Source organism: uncultured Bradyrhizobium sp. (assembly GCF_936928535.1).
Taxonomy (GTDB): Bacteria; Pseudomonadota; Alphaproteobacteria; order Rhizobiales; family Xanthobacteraceae; genus Bradyrhizobium.
The window spans coordinates 59,656-75,771 of record NZ_CAKZHY010000095.1; the positions used below are offsets into that span (position 1 = coordinate 59,656).

The window sequence follows — 16,116 nt, forward strand, 5'->3', positions numbered from 1 at the left end:
GAACGATAAGCTGCCCCCTTAAGTATTTGCGCTGAACGGAAAAAGCTGATGTCAGCGCGGGTCAGGCCGTCCCAAACGAGGCTTGTTCTTTGCCGGGAACGCAGGCAGAACAAGCTTCAAGCAAGACCTTTGGGAGCGCCATTTCGTGGCTGATCAGAAGGCCTCGACCTCGATCGAGGCAGTGGAGAGCGGCCTCGCCGCGCAAGGCTATATCGCGAGCCGGCAGATCGCGACCGCCGTCTATTTGTCGCAACAGATTGAGAAGCCGATCCTGGTCGAGGGCCCCGCGGGCGTCGGCAAGACCGAGCTTGCCAAGGCGATCGCCGCCTGGCGCGGCAAGAAGATGATCCGCCTGCAATGCTATGAAGGTCTCGACGAGGCCAAGGCGCTCTATGAGTGGAAATACGCCAAACAGCTGCTTTACACCCAGATCCTCAAGGACAAGCTCGGCGAAGTTCTCGGCGGCGCGCAGACGCTGCATGCCGCACTCGATCAGCTCCATGATTTCGGCGACGTGTTTTTCTCCAAGGAATTCGTCGAACCGCGTCCCCTGCTCCAGGCGCTGGAGCAGCCGGGCGGCTGTGTGCTGCTGATCGACGAGATCGACAAGTCGGACGCCGAATTCGAATCGCTGCTGCTGGAGATCCTCTCCGACTTCCAGGTCACGATCCCGGAGCTCGGCACCGTCTCCGCGATCACGCCGCCGACCGTGATCCTCACCTCCAACAGCGAGCGCGATCTCGGCGACGCCTTGAAGCGGCGCTGCCTGCATCTGCATATCGGCTTCCCCGAGCAGCGGCTGGAAGAGCGCATTGTCGAGAGCCGCGTACCCGGCATCTCGCAGACGCTCCGCCGGCAGATGGTCGGTTTCATCCACGAGATCCGCTCGCTCGACCTGAAGAAGCTGCCCTCGGTCAGCGAGAGCATCGACTGGGCCCGCGTGCTGGTGTTGCTCCAGGCCACCGAGCTCGACACCGAGATCGTCAAGGACACGCTCAACGTGCTCCTGAAATACGAGGCCGACATCGAGGCCGCGTCGCCGCAAGTGACGACCTTCATTGCCAAGGCGGCACGGTCCAACGTCTTCGGTTGACGCCGATGCGCCAGAACCTTCATCGTTTCTTTCGGGCGGCGCGAGGCGCCGGCGTCCATGTCTCGCCCGCCGAAAGCATCGATGCGATGCGCGCGGTCGCGCAGGTCGGTCTCACTGACCGTGCCATTCTGCGCGACGCCCTCCTCCTGACCCTCGCCAAGTCGCAGGACGAGAAGCTCGCGCTCGGCGACTGCTTCGATCTGTTCTTCAGCCAGCCCGAACCGCCGCAGGATCAAGCCGAAGCCAACGACAACGACGAGGCTTCGCAGGACGCCGATCAGTCGCCCTCCTCGGGGTCGGCCAGCGAGGCGGGCGGGGGCCAGCCGCAGGAAGGATTGGGTCCGCTCGCACAGATGCTGCTGTCGCAGGATCGCAACGCGATCCAGGCCGCCATCGCCAGTGCATCCGGTGCAGCTTCGCTCTCCGACATCCGCTACTCGACCCAGCGCGGTATCTTCTCCAGCCGCATCCTCGACGCGATGGGGCTCCAGCGCCTGCGCGACGATCTCGACGAGCTAACTGCGACGAACCCGGCGCTCGCCGAACGCCTACGCGCCGCGCTCGATGCCTTGCGTGAAGCGGTGCGCGATACGGTCTCGCAGGGACTTGCGCTCTATGCTCGCGAAGAGGCCGAAAATCTCCGCAACGAAATCCTGCGCAATGCGCCACTGGCCCGCATCGAGCGGCGGCAGGTCGCGGAGATGCGGGTCCTCATCCGGCAGATCGCGCGGCGCCTGCGCGAGCGCTATTCGAAGCCGCGCAAGCGCCAGCGCCGCGGTCATCTCGACGTCCGCCGCACGCTTCGCCGCAATGCCGCCTGGGGCGGCATTCCTTTCCTCACCGCGTGGAAGCGCAAGCACCGCGACAAGCCGAAGATCGTGGCGCTATGCGACGTTTCCGGCTCGGTCGCTCAGGTCTCGGATTTCTTCCTGCTCCTGATCCACTCGCTGCACGAGGTTGTGGACGACGTCCGTTCCTTCGCATTCTCGTCACACCTGATCGAGGTCAGCGAGATCCTGGAGAAGAAGTCGCCCGAGGAGGCGATGGCCGAGATCATGTCCAAGGTCGGCTTCGGCTCGTCGGACTACGGTTCGTCGCTGGTCGATTTCGAGAAAGACTTCATGAGCGCACTGACGCCCCAGACGACCGTGATCGTGCTCGGCGATGCCCGCAGCAACAATCTCGATCCGCGCGCGGACATCCTGCGCCGCATCTCCGAACGCTCGAAGCGGCTGGTCTGGCTCAATCCCGAAGGACGGCTCGCCTGGGGCTTTGGCGATTCCGAGATGCCGCGTTATGCGACCTTTTGCAGCGTGGTGCGGCAATGCGCTACCGCGCAGCAGCTCGAGCGTGCGGTCTCCGACATCGTTGCGACTTACCAGTAACTTTCTGGCTCGCGGCCAAATTCAGTTTCGTGCATGCTCTGCGTGAGCGACATTACACTCGCGAAAGTGATAGGCGATTTCGTCGAGCGCGCGCTGTTCCCATTCCTGGGCTTGCGCCAGCCAGAAAACCCGCCGCTCAAAATCGAGCGCGGCGCGCTCCCGGCACAAGGATTCCTGACTGCGAATTTCGACCAGCCTGTTCATGCACTCACACTCCTTGTCGTGTGAAGCCATTCCCCACGAATCAACCTAGCAGAGTCATGAACCCAGCGTCCCACCATTTCTGTGCATATCGCGCCGCAGAATGAGACAGCAACGCTTCCCGTGCACTGCGGCCGTCGCAGCGCAGCATCAAATGAAGATCATCAATTAGTGATCGGCGATCGGGACGATCATCGCGTCTTTCCAATCTTAAGTATTGTGGCGCAACAGGCTGCGGCAATTCGTGAAGAGAAGTTCTAAACAGCTCACCGAATTCCCGACTCATTGTCGTCGCATGGTCTTCATGCAGCGCCGCTAACAGGGGCGTGCGAGAGTGACTATCGCTTGAGGCAATATGAGCAACGACGTCGACTTTGATCTTTCACCGGACCAGTGGGAGGCGCTGAAAGCGCTTCGCAACCCGGTGTCGAGCGGACGCCTCGCGAAGGCTTATCTCCTCGAAGGTCTAGCCAGGCTCGGGCTCGTCGATATCAATGATGGCGTGCCGGCCATGACACCAGCTGGACGCAAGGTGCTGGTGCGCGGATCATGCCGGTTACTGGATCTGGCGGCGTAGCACGCACATCAGAAAATCTGCGCTGTCACGATCGCGTAAGCGATGAACACAACACCCAGTCCCCACACCATCGCCGGAATCTGTGCCCGCCGGCCGATCGTCACTTCCAGTGCGATGTAACTTAGAGTCCCCAGGGCCATTCCGTTAATGAGGTTGTTGGTCAGCACGGTGACCAACAGCGTCAGAACGATCGGAATCGCATTGCCGAGATCGGTCATGTCGATCCGGGCGAGGCCCTGCAGCATCAGCACGCCCACGAGCACCAGGGCGGGCGCGGTCGCTTGCGACGGGATGATGACGAAGATCGGCCAGAAGAACAGCGCGAGGAAGAAGAACCCCGCAACGGTTAGCGACGTCAGACCGGTGCGGCCCCCGGCCTGCACGCCGGTGATCGATTCGATATAGGCCGTTACCACCGACGTGCCGAATAGCGGGCCGACGATGGACGCCGTCGCGTCGGTCGCGAAGGCAGCAGTGGCGTTCGGGATCGAGCCGTCAGGCTTGCGCAGATTGGCGGCGCCGGTCACACCGATCAGCGTGCCCAGCGTCGAAAAAAATTCGGCACATAGGAAATAGAACAGCAGCGGCAGCGCCACGATGAAATGGCTGAAGAGATAGCCGACGTCGAGCGCCATGAAGGTGCTGGTCGGCCAGCGCGGCCACGACAGGATGGCCGATGGCATCGACGTCACCATCTTTCCGTTGGCGCCGGGAACGAAGAAGCCGATCACGGTCAGCAGCACGATTGACAGGATCAGCGCCGCCGGGACCCGGCGCACCACCAGCACCGGCGTGAGCAGGAGGCCGAACAGCGTCAGCAGCACTGGCGGGCTGCGCAGAGATCCCATGGCGATATAGGTCGACGGATTCTGGACGACGAATCCGGCGCCTCGCAGCGCAATGAAGACGATGAGGGTTCCGACCGCCGCCTGGATGCCGATCTTCAGCACCTCCGGCACGTCCTTCGCGACTTTCTCGCGCAGCTTCGACAGGCTGAGGATCAGGAACATCACGCCCGTGAAGGCGACCATGGCAAGCGCGCCCTGCCAGGGCATGCCCATCTGCTTGACTATGACGTAGGTGAAGATGACGTTCGACCCCATCGCAGGCGCGACCGCGAGCGGCAGGTTGGCCCACAACCCCATCATCACCGAGCCGAAGATCGCGGCCAGCGCCGTGGCGCTGACGAGATCGGCACGATCCATGCCGGCATTGGACATGATCGCGGGATTTACGGCGATGATATAGGCCATTGCCGCGAACGTGGTCGCCCCGGCCGTCATCTCGCGGCCAACGCTCGTGCCGCGCTCGGTGAGGCGAAAGGCCCGGTCAAGCAGCCCCGCGGCTTCCGGCTTTTCGGAAGCGGCCTGTAGCTTCGTCATCTCGGTCATCCCAATCTCCCTACCAGACCACCGGGTGCGCTTCGCCCGTCTGCACGTTGATGAAACCGAGCGGCGCCTGTTCGCACGGCGCCACCAGCACCCAGCTCCAGGGCGCGCAAGTCAGCGTGGCAAACATGAGCCTTTCCGGGAATCCCGGATACCAGCGTGGCCGGAAAGTTGGCTCGTACATCCAGTCGACCTTGCGGCCTTCGGCGTAAAGCGCCTGCATCTCGGCATCGAGCGCCTGCGCCGAGCGGCAGCTCATCAGGCCGCCGACCTCGAAGCGCACGGTGGCGACGAGCTCGCCTTCGCGCACCAGCGCCCATCCGCCCTGAAGCGCGATCAGTGCGTTCACCGCCTTGGCCATCGCCGCGTCCGATGAGCCGACCACCCAGATATTGTGCTTGTCATGCGCCACCGAGCAGGCGAGCGCGGTCTCCGGCGTGCGCGGTCCACAACCGCGCCAGAACATCTTGGCGACCCGCCCATCGCCGGAAAAGCGGTCGACGATGGCGAATTTTGTGATGGCCTCGCTCTCGTCGCGCTGCACGGCCCCGTCACGGACCGGCAGGTCGAGGGTGTAGAACTCAGGATGCCAATGGAAGGGGCGGATCACCGCCGCTTTCATCGTGGCGCGGCCGGGCTCGGCCCGCAGCTCGAAATCCTCGGGCTTGATCGCGCGCTTGATGTTGACCGTCTTGGTCGCCCAATCAGGCCATTCGATCCTCGGCACCTGGCCAAGGTAGCGCTTGCCCTCGGAAACCTGGGCGCCATCGGCCCACACCTCGGCAATCGCAAGCTTGGCAACATCCGACAGCAGCACGACATCGCCGAAGCGCCCCGGCGCAAGACTGCCGACGAACGGCGTAAGACGCATGTGCCGGGCCGGATTGATGGTGAGACATTGAATTGCGACTTCCGGCGCAAGGCCTGCCTCGATCGCGACCCGCGCATTGTGATCGCTTGCGCCGAGCTCCAGCGTATGGCTGGCGCTGCGGTCATCGGTGGTGAACGCGATCTGCGACCAGTCCTGCAAGCCCTTCGCAAGCAGCCATTTGACGATCTCGTCCATGGCATAGATGCGCAGCTCGACAAACAAGCCGCGCGTGAGCTTGTCCCAGGTCTCTTCCGGCGTCTGCACTTCGTGATCGGATGCAAGCCCGGCCGCAGCAAAGGCGTTGATGGAGGGCAGATCCCGCAGGCCGGACGCATGGCCTTCAACGACACCGCGCGCCGCAAACGTTGCCTCGATCATGCCCCAGAGCCGCTTGTAGGACGGGTTGTCCGGATTCCACACCGCCGGCCAGTCCATGACTTCGTCGAGGCCGGTGACCATCAGGCTTTCGCCCATGAAGCGCGCCTGCTCGTCGCGGCCATACCAGCCGCCGCCCCATTCATACGCGGTCGGCGGCACCGCCGAGCCGGGCTGTGGAAAGATTTTTAGGGGCGAGCCGCGGCGGCGTGCCTCGAACCAGAATTCGAGATTGCGCGCGCCATTGACGTTGGAAAATTCGTGGCTTGCCTCGCACGTCCAGGTATTGCCATGCGGCAGCACCAGTGCCGCCTCCCATTCCGGCGTCAGGTGCGAGCTTTCGATGTGCTTGTGCACCTCGCCGAAGCCGGGCACGGCCGCGAGATTTGGCCGGTGCACACGCTCGCGGACCTCGCCGGGATAGCTTCCCGCCGGCCCCACCCAGGCGATACGCCGGCCCTTGAAGACGATCTCCTGGTCCTCGCTCCAGGTGCGGCTGTGCACGTCAAGCAACTTGCCGACCCGCAAGGCGCGATCGGCAGGACGGCGGCCGAGCGCGGTCAACACCAAATCCTGCCGAATACGAACCTCGTCGGGCGCATTGATCAGGAGATCATCGGCTATCGTGTTCATGGCCTGCCTCATTTTTTGCCGGTACTTTCGCAGCCCTGGTTCGCCTCCGCGGCGATTTCCCCGCCTTGCTGTCGCTCTGGCCGCGCGCAGCGGCGGCATCGCGCTGCCGAACATCCTTCAAAAGGGTCGTGAGCGCCCACTCGATCGCGTCGGCGACCTCGGCGCTGGACATGCCGAAATCCTCACGCATCGCGTTCCAGGCCAACACGTTGTTGAGGTAGGACGCGAGCGCCTCTGCCTGACGGACCTCCTTCATGGGAAGATGCCGTACCAGCGGCGCCATTGCCTTGCGATGCTGGTCGATCAGGTGTCGCCGGAAGCCGGCGCGCACCCGGCGGCCCGCCCTGGTCATGGCGATGGCGCGCGCCAGATGCGGATGGCGGTCGAACCGCTTGCACAGCTTGCGGAAGATCTCGGGCAGCTCGTCAGGCGAAGTGAAGGGAATGTAGCTGAAGACGTTGTCCTCGATCCATTCGCCGGCCGCAGCAAACAGTTCCGCGCGGCTCTTGAAGTGCCGATAGATGGTTCGCTCGGCCACCTTTGCACGCTTGGCCACCGCGGCCATGGAAATGTCGTCGGCCGCCTCATCCTCCAGAGTCTCGACAAAAGCCGCAACGATGCGCTGTCGCGTCATCTCGGCATATTCGTCACGAAGGCTGGTGCCATGTCGTTCTGCTGTACTCATGTCATAAGTCTGACACCAGTCGATTTGGACGGTCAAGCCGAGACTTCAGGCACGCGGCGCTGCGACCATGGGCACCGGCGCGTTCCGGCGAGCGGCAGCCGGCCGCCCGAAAAATGGACTTTTACGCACCGCCAAAATCGGATTTGCTCTGGGTAGAACTGCGCGCAAAGGTGCGCCGCAGGCGGCAAGACAGCCGACGAGGAAGCTGGTCATGAACGGGCTTGGTGGACTGAACAAATCTCCCAATGGCGTCGTCATCGGGCTCGTGCAGTTGCAACTGCCGAACGTGGTGACCCGCGCCGATCTCGCCAGGCAGACCGAGCGCATCGTCTGGATGGTCGGCAAGGCCCGCCGCAACCTCGCCACTATGGATCTGGTGGTGTTCCCCGAATACTCGCTGCACGGCCTCTCGATGGACACCAATCCCGAGATCATGTGCCGGCTCGACGGGCCGGAGGTCGCGGCGTTCAAGCAGGCCTGCATCGACAACAGGATCTGGGGCTGCTTTTCCATCATGGAGTTCAATCCGCACGGCAACCCCTACAATTCCGGCCTGATCATCGACGACCATGGCGAGATCAAACTCTATTACCGCAAGCTTCATCCCTGGATTCCGGTCGAACCGTGGGAGCCCGGCGACATCGGCATTCCCGTGATCGAAGGCCCGAATGGCGCGAAGATCGCTCTGATCATCTGCCACGACGGCATGTTCCCGGAGATGGCGCGGGAATGCGCCTACAAGGGCGCCGAGATCATGATCCGCACCGCCGGCTACACTGCGCCGGTCCGCGACGCCTGGCGCTTCACCAATCAGGCCAACTCGTTCCAGAACCTGATGGTGACGGCAAATGTCTGCATGTGCGGCTCGGACGGCTCGTTCGATTCCATGGGCGAAGGCATGATCGTCAATTTCGACGGCAGCGTGCTGGCGCACGGCACCACCGGCCGCGCCGATGAGATCATTACCGCCGAGGTGCGGCCGGATCTCGTGCGTGAGGCCCGCATCAATTGGGGCGTCGAGAACAACATCTATCAGCTCTGGCACCGCGGCTATGTCGCGGTCAAAGGCGGCGCGATGGACTGCCCCTACACCTTCATGCAGGACATGGTCGCAGGCACCTATCGTCTGCCCTGGGAGGACCAGGTCAAGGTCACCGACGGCACCTCGTGCGGCTTCCCGGCGCCGACGCGAATGTTCGGTAGGACAAAAAGAGCCGCGGAATAGACGGTTTCCCGGTCGAAATCGCGACATTCTGGCACGGTTGTTGCTCCGTTTGGCGTCCAATTCGCGTCAAACCTGGGGAATCCACCATGTCGACCATCACCGCGGCACCCACCGCCGAGCCCAAGCCGCTCTATACGTCCCTATTCGTCCAGGTCCTCGCCGCACTGGTGTTGGGCATTGTCCTCGGCGTGGCCGCCCCGGACTTTGCGATCGGTCTGAAGATCCTCAGCGACGCGTTCCTGAAGCTGATTTCGATGATCGTGGCACCGATCGTATTCTGCGTCGTAGTGCACGGCATTGCCGGTGCCGGCGACCTCAAGAAGGTCGGCCGGGTCGGTGTCAAGGCGCTGCTTTATTTCGAGGTCATGACGACCGTCGCGCTCATGGTCGGCCTGCTGCTCGCCTACATCTTCGGCCCCGGCCACGGCATGAACATCGATCCCTCCACGCTCGATGCCAAGGCGCTCAGCACCTATGCCGACAATGCGCACAAGCTGCAGGGCGCAGGCATCGGCGCCTTCCTGATGAACGTGATTCCGACCACCTCGTTCGACGCGCTGTCGCGAAATGACGTGCTCCAGGTGCTGTTCTTCGCCGTGCTGTTCGGCGTTGGCCTGGCGCTCGTCGGCGGCGAAAAGGGCGCGCTCGTCACCTCTGTCATCGACGCAGCCTCCACGGTCTTGTTCCGAGTCATGGGGCTGATTGTGCGGGTCGCCCCGCTCGGCGTGCTCGGCGCAGTCGCCTATACGGTCGGCAAATATGGCGTCGGCTCGCTGAAGCAGTTGGTCTCGCTGGTGATGCTTTTCTACATCTCGGTCGGCATCTTCGTCCTTGGCGTGCTCGGCAGCGTGATGGCGCTCGCCGGCATCAATATCCTGAAATTCCTGTCCTATCTGCGCGAGGAGCTGATGATCGTGCTCGCGACCGCATCGTCGGATGCGGTGCTGCCCCAGATCATGAAGAAGCTCGAGCGCATGGGCGTGAAGGATTCCGTGGTCGGCCTCGTCATCCCGACCGGCTACTCCTTCAACCTCGATGCCTTCTCGATCTACCTCACGCTGGCCGTCGTCTTCATCGCGCAGGCCACCAACACGCCGCTGTCTTTCGGCGATCTCCTGCTGGTGCTGGGCGTCTCCCTGATCACCTCGAAGGGCGCGCACGGCGTCCCGGGCTCAGCGATCGTGATCCTGGCTGCGACGCTGAACGCGGTGCCGAGCATTCCGGCGATCGGCCTCGTGCTCGTGCTGTCGGTCGACTGGTTCATCGGCATGGCTCGCGCAGTCGGCAACCTCATCGGCAATTGCGTCGCGACCGTGGTCGTCGCCGCCTGGGAAGGCGATCTCGATCGCGCCAAGGCGGCCAAGGTGCTCGAGGGCGGCGAGCTTGTGGACGTGACGACGGGTTGAGGCTGGCGGATCAATCATTCCACTGGAGGAGCGGCGTTCCGTACGCCCTCCTCCAGACCGACAGGAAGCGCGGGAACCAGGAATGTGCCACCGCGCCTTTATAGGCCCAGGTGCGATATTTCAGCCCCCGTTCCGAGATCAACTCCTGATAACCGCCATGGACCTCGGTCGCGTTGCGGATGTCTTTCAAGATCCCTTGCGCACAGGCGCGGTAGACATCCCTCCCCGAGACCTCGTCAAAGTCCAGCATGCGATCGGCGAACTCGACGTTGAACGTCGGCCATGACGAGCGACCCTGATAGGCCGGCGCCGCAATCTTGTGGATCATCTTGTTCCGGGGATTTTCCGCCGACACCAGGAAGTGGAACGTGCTGGGGATGCGGAAGCGGGGCTCGGCGAGGATCAGATCCGTTGTGGCTGCGAACAGTGCACGCTCGCTCGGATCATTCATGTCCCAGAAGCCGCGATGCACGCTGACGAAATCCAGGGCGACCATGGAGGCCGGCGCACCCGCCGGGCCATCAAGCGAATGCCTGATGTAGCCACCCTCGCCGAACAGGCGGAGTAGGCCCTTCTTGTACTCTGCCAGGTCGCGCCCAAGCAGCCGGTTCAGCTCGACCTCGTCGACGACGCCGAGTTGCACGCCCCACATGAAAGTCGTGTAGACGCAGGCATTGGTGACGAAACGCCGGCGCTCGGCGCGGGTGTCGGTTGCCGCAGAGCGGGGTCTGCCGGCATCGCACAGCAAATATCTGACACCGTCAGCATCGAACGGCTCGAGCTCGCTTGCGAGGTTCAGGATCGCTCGCTTCAGATCGCCGCCATATTCGGCCAGCAACAGGCGGCCGGCATGCGCACATTGCGACATCGCCAGATAGAACGACGCCCGCTCTTCGGCCGAAAGCATCTGCTGGAGGCCGGCGAGAACACCGAGCAGCGTATCGGAGGGACGCGAGAAATAATTCACGCCGAGATAGCGGCCATGCCCCGCAGGGACGATGGTCGTCGTCACGACATCGGCGCGAACCGCCTCCAGCAACAGGCGTACGCTCTTCTCGAGCAGGCGCGCCCGCCGAACCGCGTCCTGCGCGTCCATGACGGTCTCGGGATCGAGGATGTCAGGATAGAACCAGGCAAAGTCGCGCGGGTAGTAGGCGGAGGCGTGCGGCGCGCCCGTGACAAGGAAGGCCTCGGTCACCGAAAAGGCGCTGTCCATCGAGTGGCGATAGAGGTCCTCGATCGCCGACAGCGAGTGATGCGACTTCCTCAGGAACCGGTCACGGAGAAAATTGACCGCCTGAAGCGCGTTGGCGACCAAGGTCGCAGCCGCGCCCTGGTAAAACCTGATCTCTCGATGCGCTGGAAGGGAAATGTCGCTGTTCATCTGTCTAGGCTGGCCGACGTCTGGTGAAGCTGCACCATTTTACACATGTCTGATTCGTGTCTCTACCCGGTGACTTGCGGGTGGCCTATGCCGCTCGCGGCTTGAAGTTCTCGATCAGTCGCAGCAAGACCCGCGCGCCGGCATCGGCGTCAGCCAGCTCGACATGCTCGTCTGGATGATGGCTGATGCCACCGCGGCAGCGGACGAAAATCATGCCGACATCGGCGATGTCGATCATTGCCATGCCGTCATGTCCCGCTCCGCTCGGCAGTTCGAAGACGGAAAAATCTTCCGCTGCGATCGCCTGCGCGATCTGATCCCTCAGCCAGGGGGCGCACGGCGCGGTGCGGTTTTCGTGAGTGACATCGAGCTGAAGCGCCAGATGCCGACGTTTTGCGATCGCCTCGATCTGCCTGACGACGTCGGCGACCGCGCGCTTGCGATGCATGTCGGTCGGCGCACGCATGTCGATGGTGAACGAGACTTCACCCGGAATGACATTGGTCGCGCCGGGCCTCGCCTGGATGTAGCCGACGGTGCCGACCAGGCCGCCCTCGTCGGTGCGGCAAAATTGCTCGATGGCCCCAATGCATTCGGCAGCACCGGTCAGCGCGTCGCGGCGCAGCGCCATCGGCACGGTGCCGGCGTGACCGGCCATTCCGGTCAGCCGCGCCGCCATCCGTGTCGCGCCTGCAATCGCGGTGACCACACCGACGGGGAGATTCCGGGCTTCCAGCACCGGCCCCTGCTCGATGTGCAGCTCGAGATAGGCCAGCAGTTCGCGCCGGGCCCGCGCGGCCGCACCGATATGGTCGGGGTCGAGGCCAAATGTGACGAGCGCATCGCGCATCGACACACCGTCCCGGTCGCGCGTATTCAAGACGCTTTCGTCTAACGTGCCGGCCATTGCACGACTGCCGAGCAGGGTCGAGGCGAAGCGTACGCCCTCCTCGTCGGCAAAGCCGACCACCTCGATCGCGAACGGCAGACGCCTGCCGCGGCGGTTAAGGTCGGCGACACAGGCAATCGCCGTGATCACACCGAGCGGCCCGTCCCATTTGCCGGCATCGCGCACCGTGTCGTAATGCGAGCCGAGCATCAGGCAGGGCGCGCCCGGCCGCTCGCCTTCATAACGGCCGCAGACATTGCCGATCGCGTCGAGATGCGCACTCATGCCGGCCTCACGCATCCAGCCGAGAATGACATCCGAGGCCTCGCGCAGCTCCTTCGTGAGATAGATGCGGGTGAGCTTGGCGCCGTCTTCCGAGATCGTCGCAAGCTCGTTGACCCGGCGCACAATCTCTTCACCGAGCGATGCCTTCTGAACGGCGTTACCAGCACCCATCTCGGTCAAGCTTTCCATCCTGGAGACCGCAGGAGCGGCCGCAGCGTCAATCGATACAAGTTCGGTGCCAGCGAATTCAGACCAGCTGCCGTCGCGGGGTCAGCGCGTGGTTAGCACGTCCATGGGCGGTCGGCCCTGCCTGGGTCGTGCTGCGCGCGCGACATCCGGTTAAGACTGCTTAACTCAATTGCATACAATCAAAAAATACTGCCTATAATTTAATCTGTCGATCTCCTGATCAAAATTTGTACATCAGATATATCTTATATATTTCAATCTCTTAGATTTGCATGCGCACCCCTTAGTCTCTGGCATGAAGCTTGCGACATCGTATCCCAGGCTCCGCTAGATCGGCGCAGCCGCGAGATTGAGGCGGTCAATCCGCCAAGGGGAGCAAGCAATGGATTTTGGCAGGATTTCACGACGTCACTTGTTGCAGGGCGGTGCTGCCCTCACCCTCGGCGCAGCGGCCGGCGCCCGTCCGGCCTTCGCGGCCGAAACCACTATTGGCTTCATCTATGTCGGCTCGCGAGACGACTACGGCTACAACCAGGCGCATGCGCAGGGTGCGGCAGCGCTGAAAAAGATTCCAGGCCTCAAGGTGGTCGAGGAAGAGAAGGTGCCCGAGACCGACGCGGTCGAGAAGACGATCGAGTCCATGATCAATCTCGACGGCGCAACTCTGCTCTTCCCGACCTCGTTCGGTTATTACAATCCGCACGTTATCAAGATGGCCGCCAAGTACCCGAAGCTGCGCTTCGAGCACTGCGGCGGTCTCTGGACCGACAAGGACCCAAAGAACGCCGGCAGCTACTTCGGCTATATCGACGAAGCCCAGTACATCTCCGGGATCGTCGCGGGCCTGACGTCGAAAAGCGGCAAGCTTGGCTTCGTCGCAGCGAAGCCCATTCCGCAGGTGCTGCGCAATATCAACGCCTTTACGTTGGGCGCCAAGTCCGTCAATCCGAAGGCCACCACGCAAGTGATCTTCACCGGGGACTGGTCGATGCCGGTCAAGGAGGCTGAGGCCACCAACAGCCTGATCGACCAGGGTGTTGACGTGCTGACCTGTCACGTCGACGGCCCCAAGACCATGGTCGAGAACGCCGCGCGGCGCGGTGCCTTCGTCTGCGGCTATCACACCAACCAGTCGGCACTGGCGCCCAAGGCCTATCTCACCGGGGCCGAGTGGAACTGGGAAGCGCTCTATCCGAAGTTCGTCAAGATGATCGCCGCCGGCGAGAGCATCCCGAACTTCTATCGCGGCGGTCTGAAGGAAGAGATCGTCAAGGTGTCGCCCTACGGCGAAGCCGTCTCGGCCGAGGCGCGCAAGGCGGCGGACGACGCCAAAGCCAAATTCCTGTCTGCGGATGGGTTTGCCATCTTCAAGGGCGGGCTGGTCGACAACAAGGGCAAGACTGTGATCGCTGCCGGGACCGACCGCGGCCAGAAGGATCCCGAACTCGAGAAGATGGACTACCTCGTCGAAGGCGTGATCGGAGCGACTTCGTGACATCGGAAGCAGCGGAGTCTGCAGAGGCGGTCGGGACAATTGCCCCGACCGCCGACCCCGGCTTTCTGCAACGCCACGGCGGCGCGATCGAGTATGTCCTGATCCCCGGCGCGGCGCTGGCCGGCGCGCTCGTGGTGTTCGGCATCTTCGTCATGCTGTTCGGCAAGAACCCGCTCGACCTCTATTTCTATATGTACCAGGGAGCCTTCGGCACCTGGTTCTCCTGGCAGAACACGCTGACGCGTGCTGCGCCTCTCATCCTGACCGCGCTTTGCACGGCGCTGCCGGCGCAGTTGGGCATGGTCATCATCGGTGGCGAAGGCGCGCTGTTGATCGGCGCGCTGTCGGCGACGAGCGCGGCACTGTTGCTTCAAGGCATGCCGCCGCTCGTCGTGCAAATCGCCATGGTGATCGCCGGCGTCATCGGCGGCGGCTTGTGGATCATGCTGGTGGGGGCGCTGCGGCAATATCGCGGCGTCAACGAGACCATTTCGAGCCTGCTACTCGTCTACATCGCGCTCGCGATCCTCAATCATCTCGTCGAAGGCATGATGCGGGATCCCGCGAGTCTCAACAAGCCGTCGACGCGCGAGATTGGCGCCATCAACATGATCGGCTCCATTCCCGGCACCGACGTGCATTGGGGTCTCGTCTTCGGCTTGATCGCCGCGGTCGCCGCCTACATCCTGATCTATCACACCGTATTCGGCTTCGCCGCCCGCGTTGCCGGCGGCAATATTCGCGCCGCAAAGATCGTCGGCCTTGGCGTCAGCAAGCTGATCCTCACCATCTGCTTCCTCGCCGGCGGCGCCGCAGGTCTTGCCGGCATGGTCGAGGTCGCCGCCGTGCAGGGGCGCACCAACGCCAATCTCGCGGCCGGCTACGGCTTCACCGGCATTCTCGTCGCCTTCCTGGCGCGACAAAATCCGCTCGCCATCATTCCAGTCGCAATCCTGCTCGGCGGCATCAGCGCCAGCGGAGGCCTGTTGCAGCGCCGCCTCGGATTGCCTGATGCATCGGTGCTGGTGCTCCAGGGCATCATCTTCGTCTTCGTGCTGGCCAGCGATGCGCTCTATGGCCGCATCGGATTCCTGAAGGGCAAGTCCTGATGGCAGACGGATCAATCGGACTTTGGACCGTCCCGCTCGCCGTGCTCGGCGGCGCCATTCGCGTCTCGACGCCGTTCCTGTTCGTGAGCTTGGGGGAATGCATCACCGAGCGTTCGGGCCGCATCAATCTCGGTCTCGAAGGCACGCTGGTGATGGGCGCGATGAGCGCCTACGGCATCTCTTACCTGACCGGATCGCCCTGGCTCGGCGTCTTCGCCGCCGGTATCACCGGCGCCCTGCTTGGCGCCTTGCACGCTGGCATCTGCTCGCTGCCGCGCGTCAACGACGTCGCGGTCGGCATCGCACTGATGTTGTTCGGCACCGGTCTCGCCTTCTATCTCGGCAAGCCGCTGATCGAGCCCACCGCGCCGCGGCTGCCCGCAATCGATTTCGGCTGGTGGAGCGATATCCCGCAGGTCCGTGCCGCTCTGCGGGTCAATGTCCTCTTCCTGATCGGCGTTGCGCTCGCACCGATCCTCTATTGGGCCTTCCGCACCACGCGCTGGGGCCTCCTCATCCGCACCGCTGGCGAGAGCTCGGATGCGGCACGCGCGATGGGCCACTCGGTGCTGCTGATCCGCCTGCGCGCCACCATGGTCGGCGGCTTCCTCGCCGGCATCGGTGGCTCGTTCCTGTCGCTGTTCTATCCCGGTAGCTGGAACGAGGGCCTCTCCTCGGGCCAGGGCATCACCGCCGTCGCGCTGGTGATCTTCGCACGCTGGGATCCCCTGCTCTGCCTATGGGCCTCGCTCGCCTTCGGCGGCGCTGCTGCGCTCGGGCCGGCGCTGCAATCGGTCGGCGTCACCTCCGGCTACCATCTCTTCAACGCAGCGCCTTACATCCTGACGCTGGCGATCATGATCATCACCTGCTCGCCGAAACGCACGCTGACCGGAGCCCCGGCCGAATTGTCGATCACCCGCTAG

At 63.3% G+C, this 16,116-nt stretch carries 14 protein-coding genes; 8 read left to right on the top strand and 6 right to left on the bottom strand.

Features of this window, described 5'->3' with window-relative positions:
• The first annotated feature begins 145 nt into the window (after positions 1 to 145).
• Together Q0687_RS17750 and Q0687_RS17755 are read left to right on the top strand one after the other, a co-directional pair.
• On the top strand, positions 146 to 1,093 hold the full coding sequence (locus Q0687_RS17750; protein ID WP_298879056.1) for a MoxR family ATPase: 948 nt from the start codon (positions 146 to 148) through the stop codon (positions 1,091 to 1,093).
• A gap of 5 nt (positions 1,094 to 1,098) precedes the next feature.
• A complete protein-coding gene (locus Q0687_RS17755; RefSeq protein ID WP_298879058.1) occupies positions 1,099 to 2,478 on the top strand; it encodes a VWA domain-containing protein in 1,380 nt (459 codons plus the stop codon).
• A gap of 21 nt (positions 2,479 to 2,499) precedes the next feature.
• On the opposite strand, the gene Q0687_RS17760 is transcribed toward Q0687_RS17755, so the two are convergent.
• Positions 2,500 to 2,682 (bottom strand): hypothetical protein, encoded by a 183-nt coding sequence (locus Q0687_RS17760; protein ID WP_298879060.1) that lies wholly within the window; start codon positions 2,680 to 2,682, stop codon positions 2,500 to 2,502.
• Positions 2,683 to 3,034: 352 nt separating this feature from the next.
• Between Q0687_RS17760 and Q0687_RS17765 the strand changes: the two genes are divergently transcribed.
• Entirely contained in the window at positions 3,035 to 3,256 is a 222-nt protein-coding gene (locus Q0687_RS17765) for a hypothetical protein (RefSeq protein ID WP_298879062.1), read from the top strand.
• A gap of 8 nt (positions 3,257 to 3,264) precedes the next feature.
• Here the strand turns inward: Q0687_RS17765 and Q0687_RS17770 are convergent, their stop codons facing one another.
• From Q0687_RS17770 to Q0687_RS17780, 3 genes are read right to left on the bottom strand one after another with little or no spacing between them, the layout of a single operon-like run.
• Complete coding sequence (locus Q0687_RS17770; protein WP_298879065.1) at positions 3,265 to 4,647, bottom strand: NCS2 family permease; 1,383 nt, start codon at positions 4,645 to 4,647, stop codon at positions 3,265 to 3,267.
• Between the two features lie 10 nt (positions 4,648 to 4,657).
• A complete protein-coding gene (locus Q0687_RS17775) occupies positions 4,658 to 6,535 on the bottom strand; it encodes an adenine deaminase C-terminal domain-containing protein (RefSeq protein WP_298879067.1) in 1,878 nt (625 codons plus the stop codon).
• Complete coding sequence (locus Q0687_RS17780) at positions 6,504 to 7,208, bottom strand: TetR family transcriptional regulator (protein ID WP_298879070.1); 705 nt, start codon at positions 7,206 to 7,208, stop codon at positions 6,504 to 6,506. Before Q0687_RS17780 ends, Q0687_RS17775 begins: the two co-directional genes overlap by 32 nt.
• Before the next feature lie 211 nt (positions 7,209 to 7,419).
• Between Q0687_RS17780 and Q0687_RS17785 the strand changes: the two genes are divergently transcribed.
• Together Q0687_RS17785 and Q0687_RS17790 are read left to right on the top strand one after the other, a co-directional pair.
• Positions 7,420 to 8,433: a formamidase gene (locus tag Q0687_RS17785; RefSeq protein ID WP_298879072.1), complete on the top strand. Its 1,014-nt coding sequence runs from the start codon at positions 7,420 to 7,422 to the stop codon at positions 8,431 to 8,433.
• 86 nt (positions 8,434 to 8,519) lie between these two features.
• On the top strand, positions 8,520 to 9,839 hold the full coding sequence (locus tag Q0687_RS17790) for a dicarboxylate/amino acid:cation symporter (protein ID WP_298879074.1): 1,320 nt from the start codon (positions 8,520 to 8,522) through the stop codon (positions 9,837 to 9,839).
• A 10-nt stretch (positions 9,840 to 9,849) separates the two neighbouring features.
• Here Q0687_RS17790 and Q0687_RS17795 read toward each other — a convergent pair whose 3' ends face one another.
• Both Q0687_RS17795 and Q0687_RS17800 read right to left on the bottom strand, forming a co-directional pair.
• Positions 9,850 to 11,223, bottom strand: a complete 1,374-nt coding sequence (locus Q0687_RS17795; protein ID WP_298879076.1) for a hypothetical protein — start codon at positions 11,221 to 11,223, stop codon at positions 9,850 to 9,852.
• An 85-nt stretch (positions 11,224 to 11,308) separates the two neighbouring features.
• The gene (locus tag Q0687_RS17800) at positions 11,309 to 12,568 is read right to left on the bottom strand and encodes an allantoate amidohydrolase (protein ID WP_298879487.1); all 1,260 of its coding nucleotides are present in this window, start codon (positions 12,566 to 12,568) and stop codon (positions 11,309 to 11,311) included.
• Positions 12,569 to 12,968: 400 nt separating this feature from the next.
• On the opposite strand from Q0687_RS17800, the gene Q0687_RS17805 reads away from it, so the two are divergent.
• From Q0687_RS17805 to Q0687_RS17815, 3 genes are read left to right on the top strand one after another with little or no spacing between them, the layout of a single operon-like run.
• The gene (locus Q0687_RS17805; protein WP_298879078.1) at positions 12,969 to 14,081 is read left to right on the top strand and encodes a BMP family ABC transporter substrate-binding protein; all 1,113 of its coding nucleotides are present in this window, start codon (positions 12,969 to 12,971) and stop codon (positions 14,079 to 14,081) included.
• Positions 14,078 to 15,190 (top strand): ABC transporter permease, encoded by a 1,113-nt coding sequence (locus tag Q0687_RS17810; RefSeq protein WP_298879080.1) that lies wholly within the window; start codon positions 14,078 to 14,080, stop codon positions 15,188 to 15,190. Before Q0687_RS17805 ends, Q0687_RS17810 begins: the two co-directional genes overlap by 4 nt.
• A complete protein-coding gene (locus Q0687_RS17815) occupies positions 15,190 to 16,116 on the top strand; it encodes an ABC transporter permease (protein ID WP_298879081.1) in 927 nt (308 codons plus the stop codon). Before Q0687_RS17810 ends, Q0687_RS17815 begins: the two co-directional genes overlap by 1 nt.

Coding starts and splice junctions, on each gene's coding strand:
- Q0687_RS17785 (WP_298879072.1), top strand. CDS start 7,420: ATGAACGGGCTTGGTGGACTGAACAAATCTCCCAATGGCGTCGTCATC.
- Q0687_RS17780 (WP_298879070.1), bottom strand. CDS start 7,208: ATGAGTACAGCAGAACGACATGGCACCAGCCTTCGTGACGAATATGCC.
- Q0687_RS17790 (WP_298879074.1), top strand. CDS start 8,520: ATGTCGACCATCACCGCGGCACCCACCGCCGAGCCCAAGCCGCTCTAT.
- Q0687_RS17755 (WP_298879058.1), top strand. CDS start 1,099: ATGCGCCAGAACCTTCATCGTTTCTTTCGGGCGGCGCGAGGCGCCGGC.
- Q0687_RS17800 (WP_298879487.1), bottom strand. CDS start 12,568: ATGGGTGCTGGTAACGCCGTTCAGAAGGCATCGCTCGGTGAAGAGATT.
- Q0687_RS17805 (WP_298879078.1), top strand. CDS start 12,969: ATGGATTTTGGCAGGATTTCACGACGTCACTTGTTGCAGGGCGGTGCT.
- Q0687_RS17770 (WP_298879065.1), bottom strand. CDS start 4,647: ATGACCGAGATGACGAAGCTACAGGCCGCTTCCGAAAAGCCGGAAGCC.
- Q0687_RS17765 (WP_298879062.1), top strand. CDS start 3,035: ATGAGCAACGACGTCGACTTTGATCTTTCACCGGACCAGTGGGAGGCG.
- Q0687_RS17795 (WP_298879076.1), bottom strand. CDS start 11,223: ATGAACAGCGACATTTCCCTTCCAGCGCATCGAGAGATCAGGTTTTAC.
- Q0687_RS17760 (WP_298879060.1), bottom strand. CDS start 2,682: ATGAACAGGCTGGTCGAAATTCGCAGTCAGGAATCCTTGTGCCGGGAG.
- Q0687_RS17815 (WP_298879081.1), top strand. CDS start 15,190: ATGGCAGACGGATCAATCGGACTTTGGACCGTCCCGCTCGCCGTGCTC.
- Q0687_RS17775 (WP_298879067.1), bottom strand. CDS start 6,535: ATGAGGCAGGCCATGAACACGATAGCCGATGATCTCCTGATCAATGCG.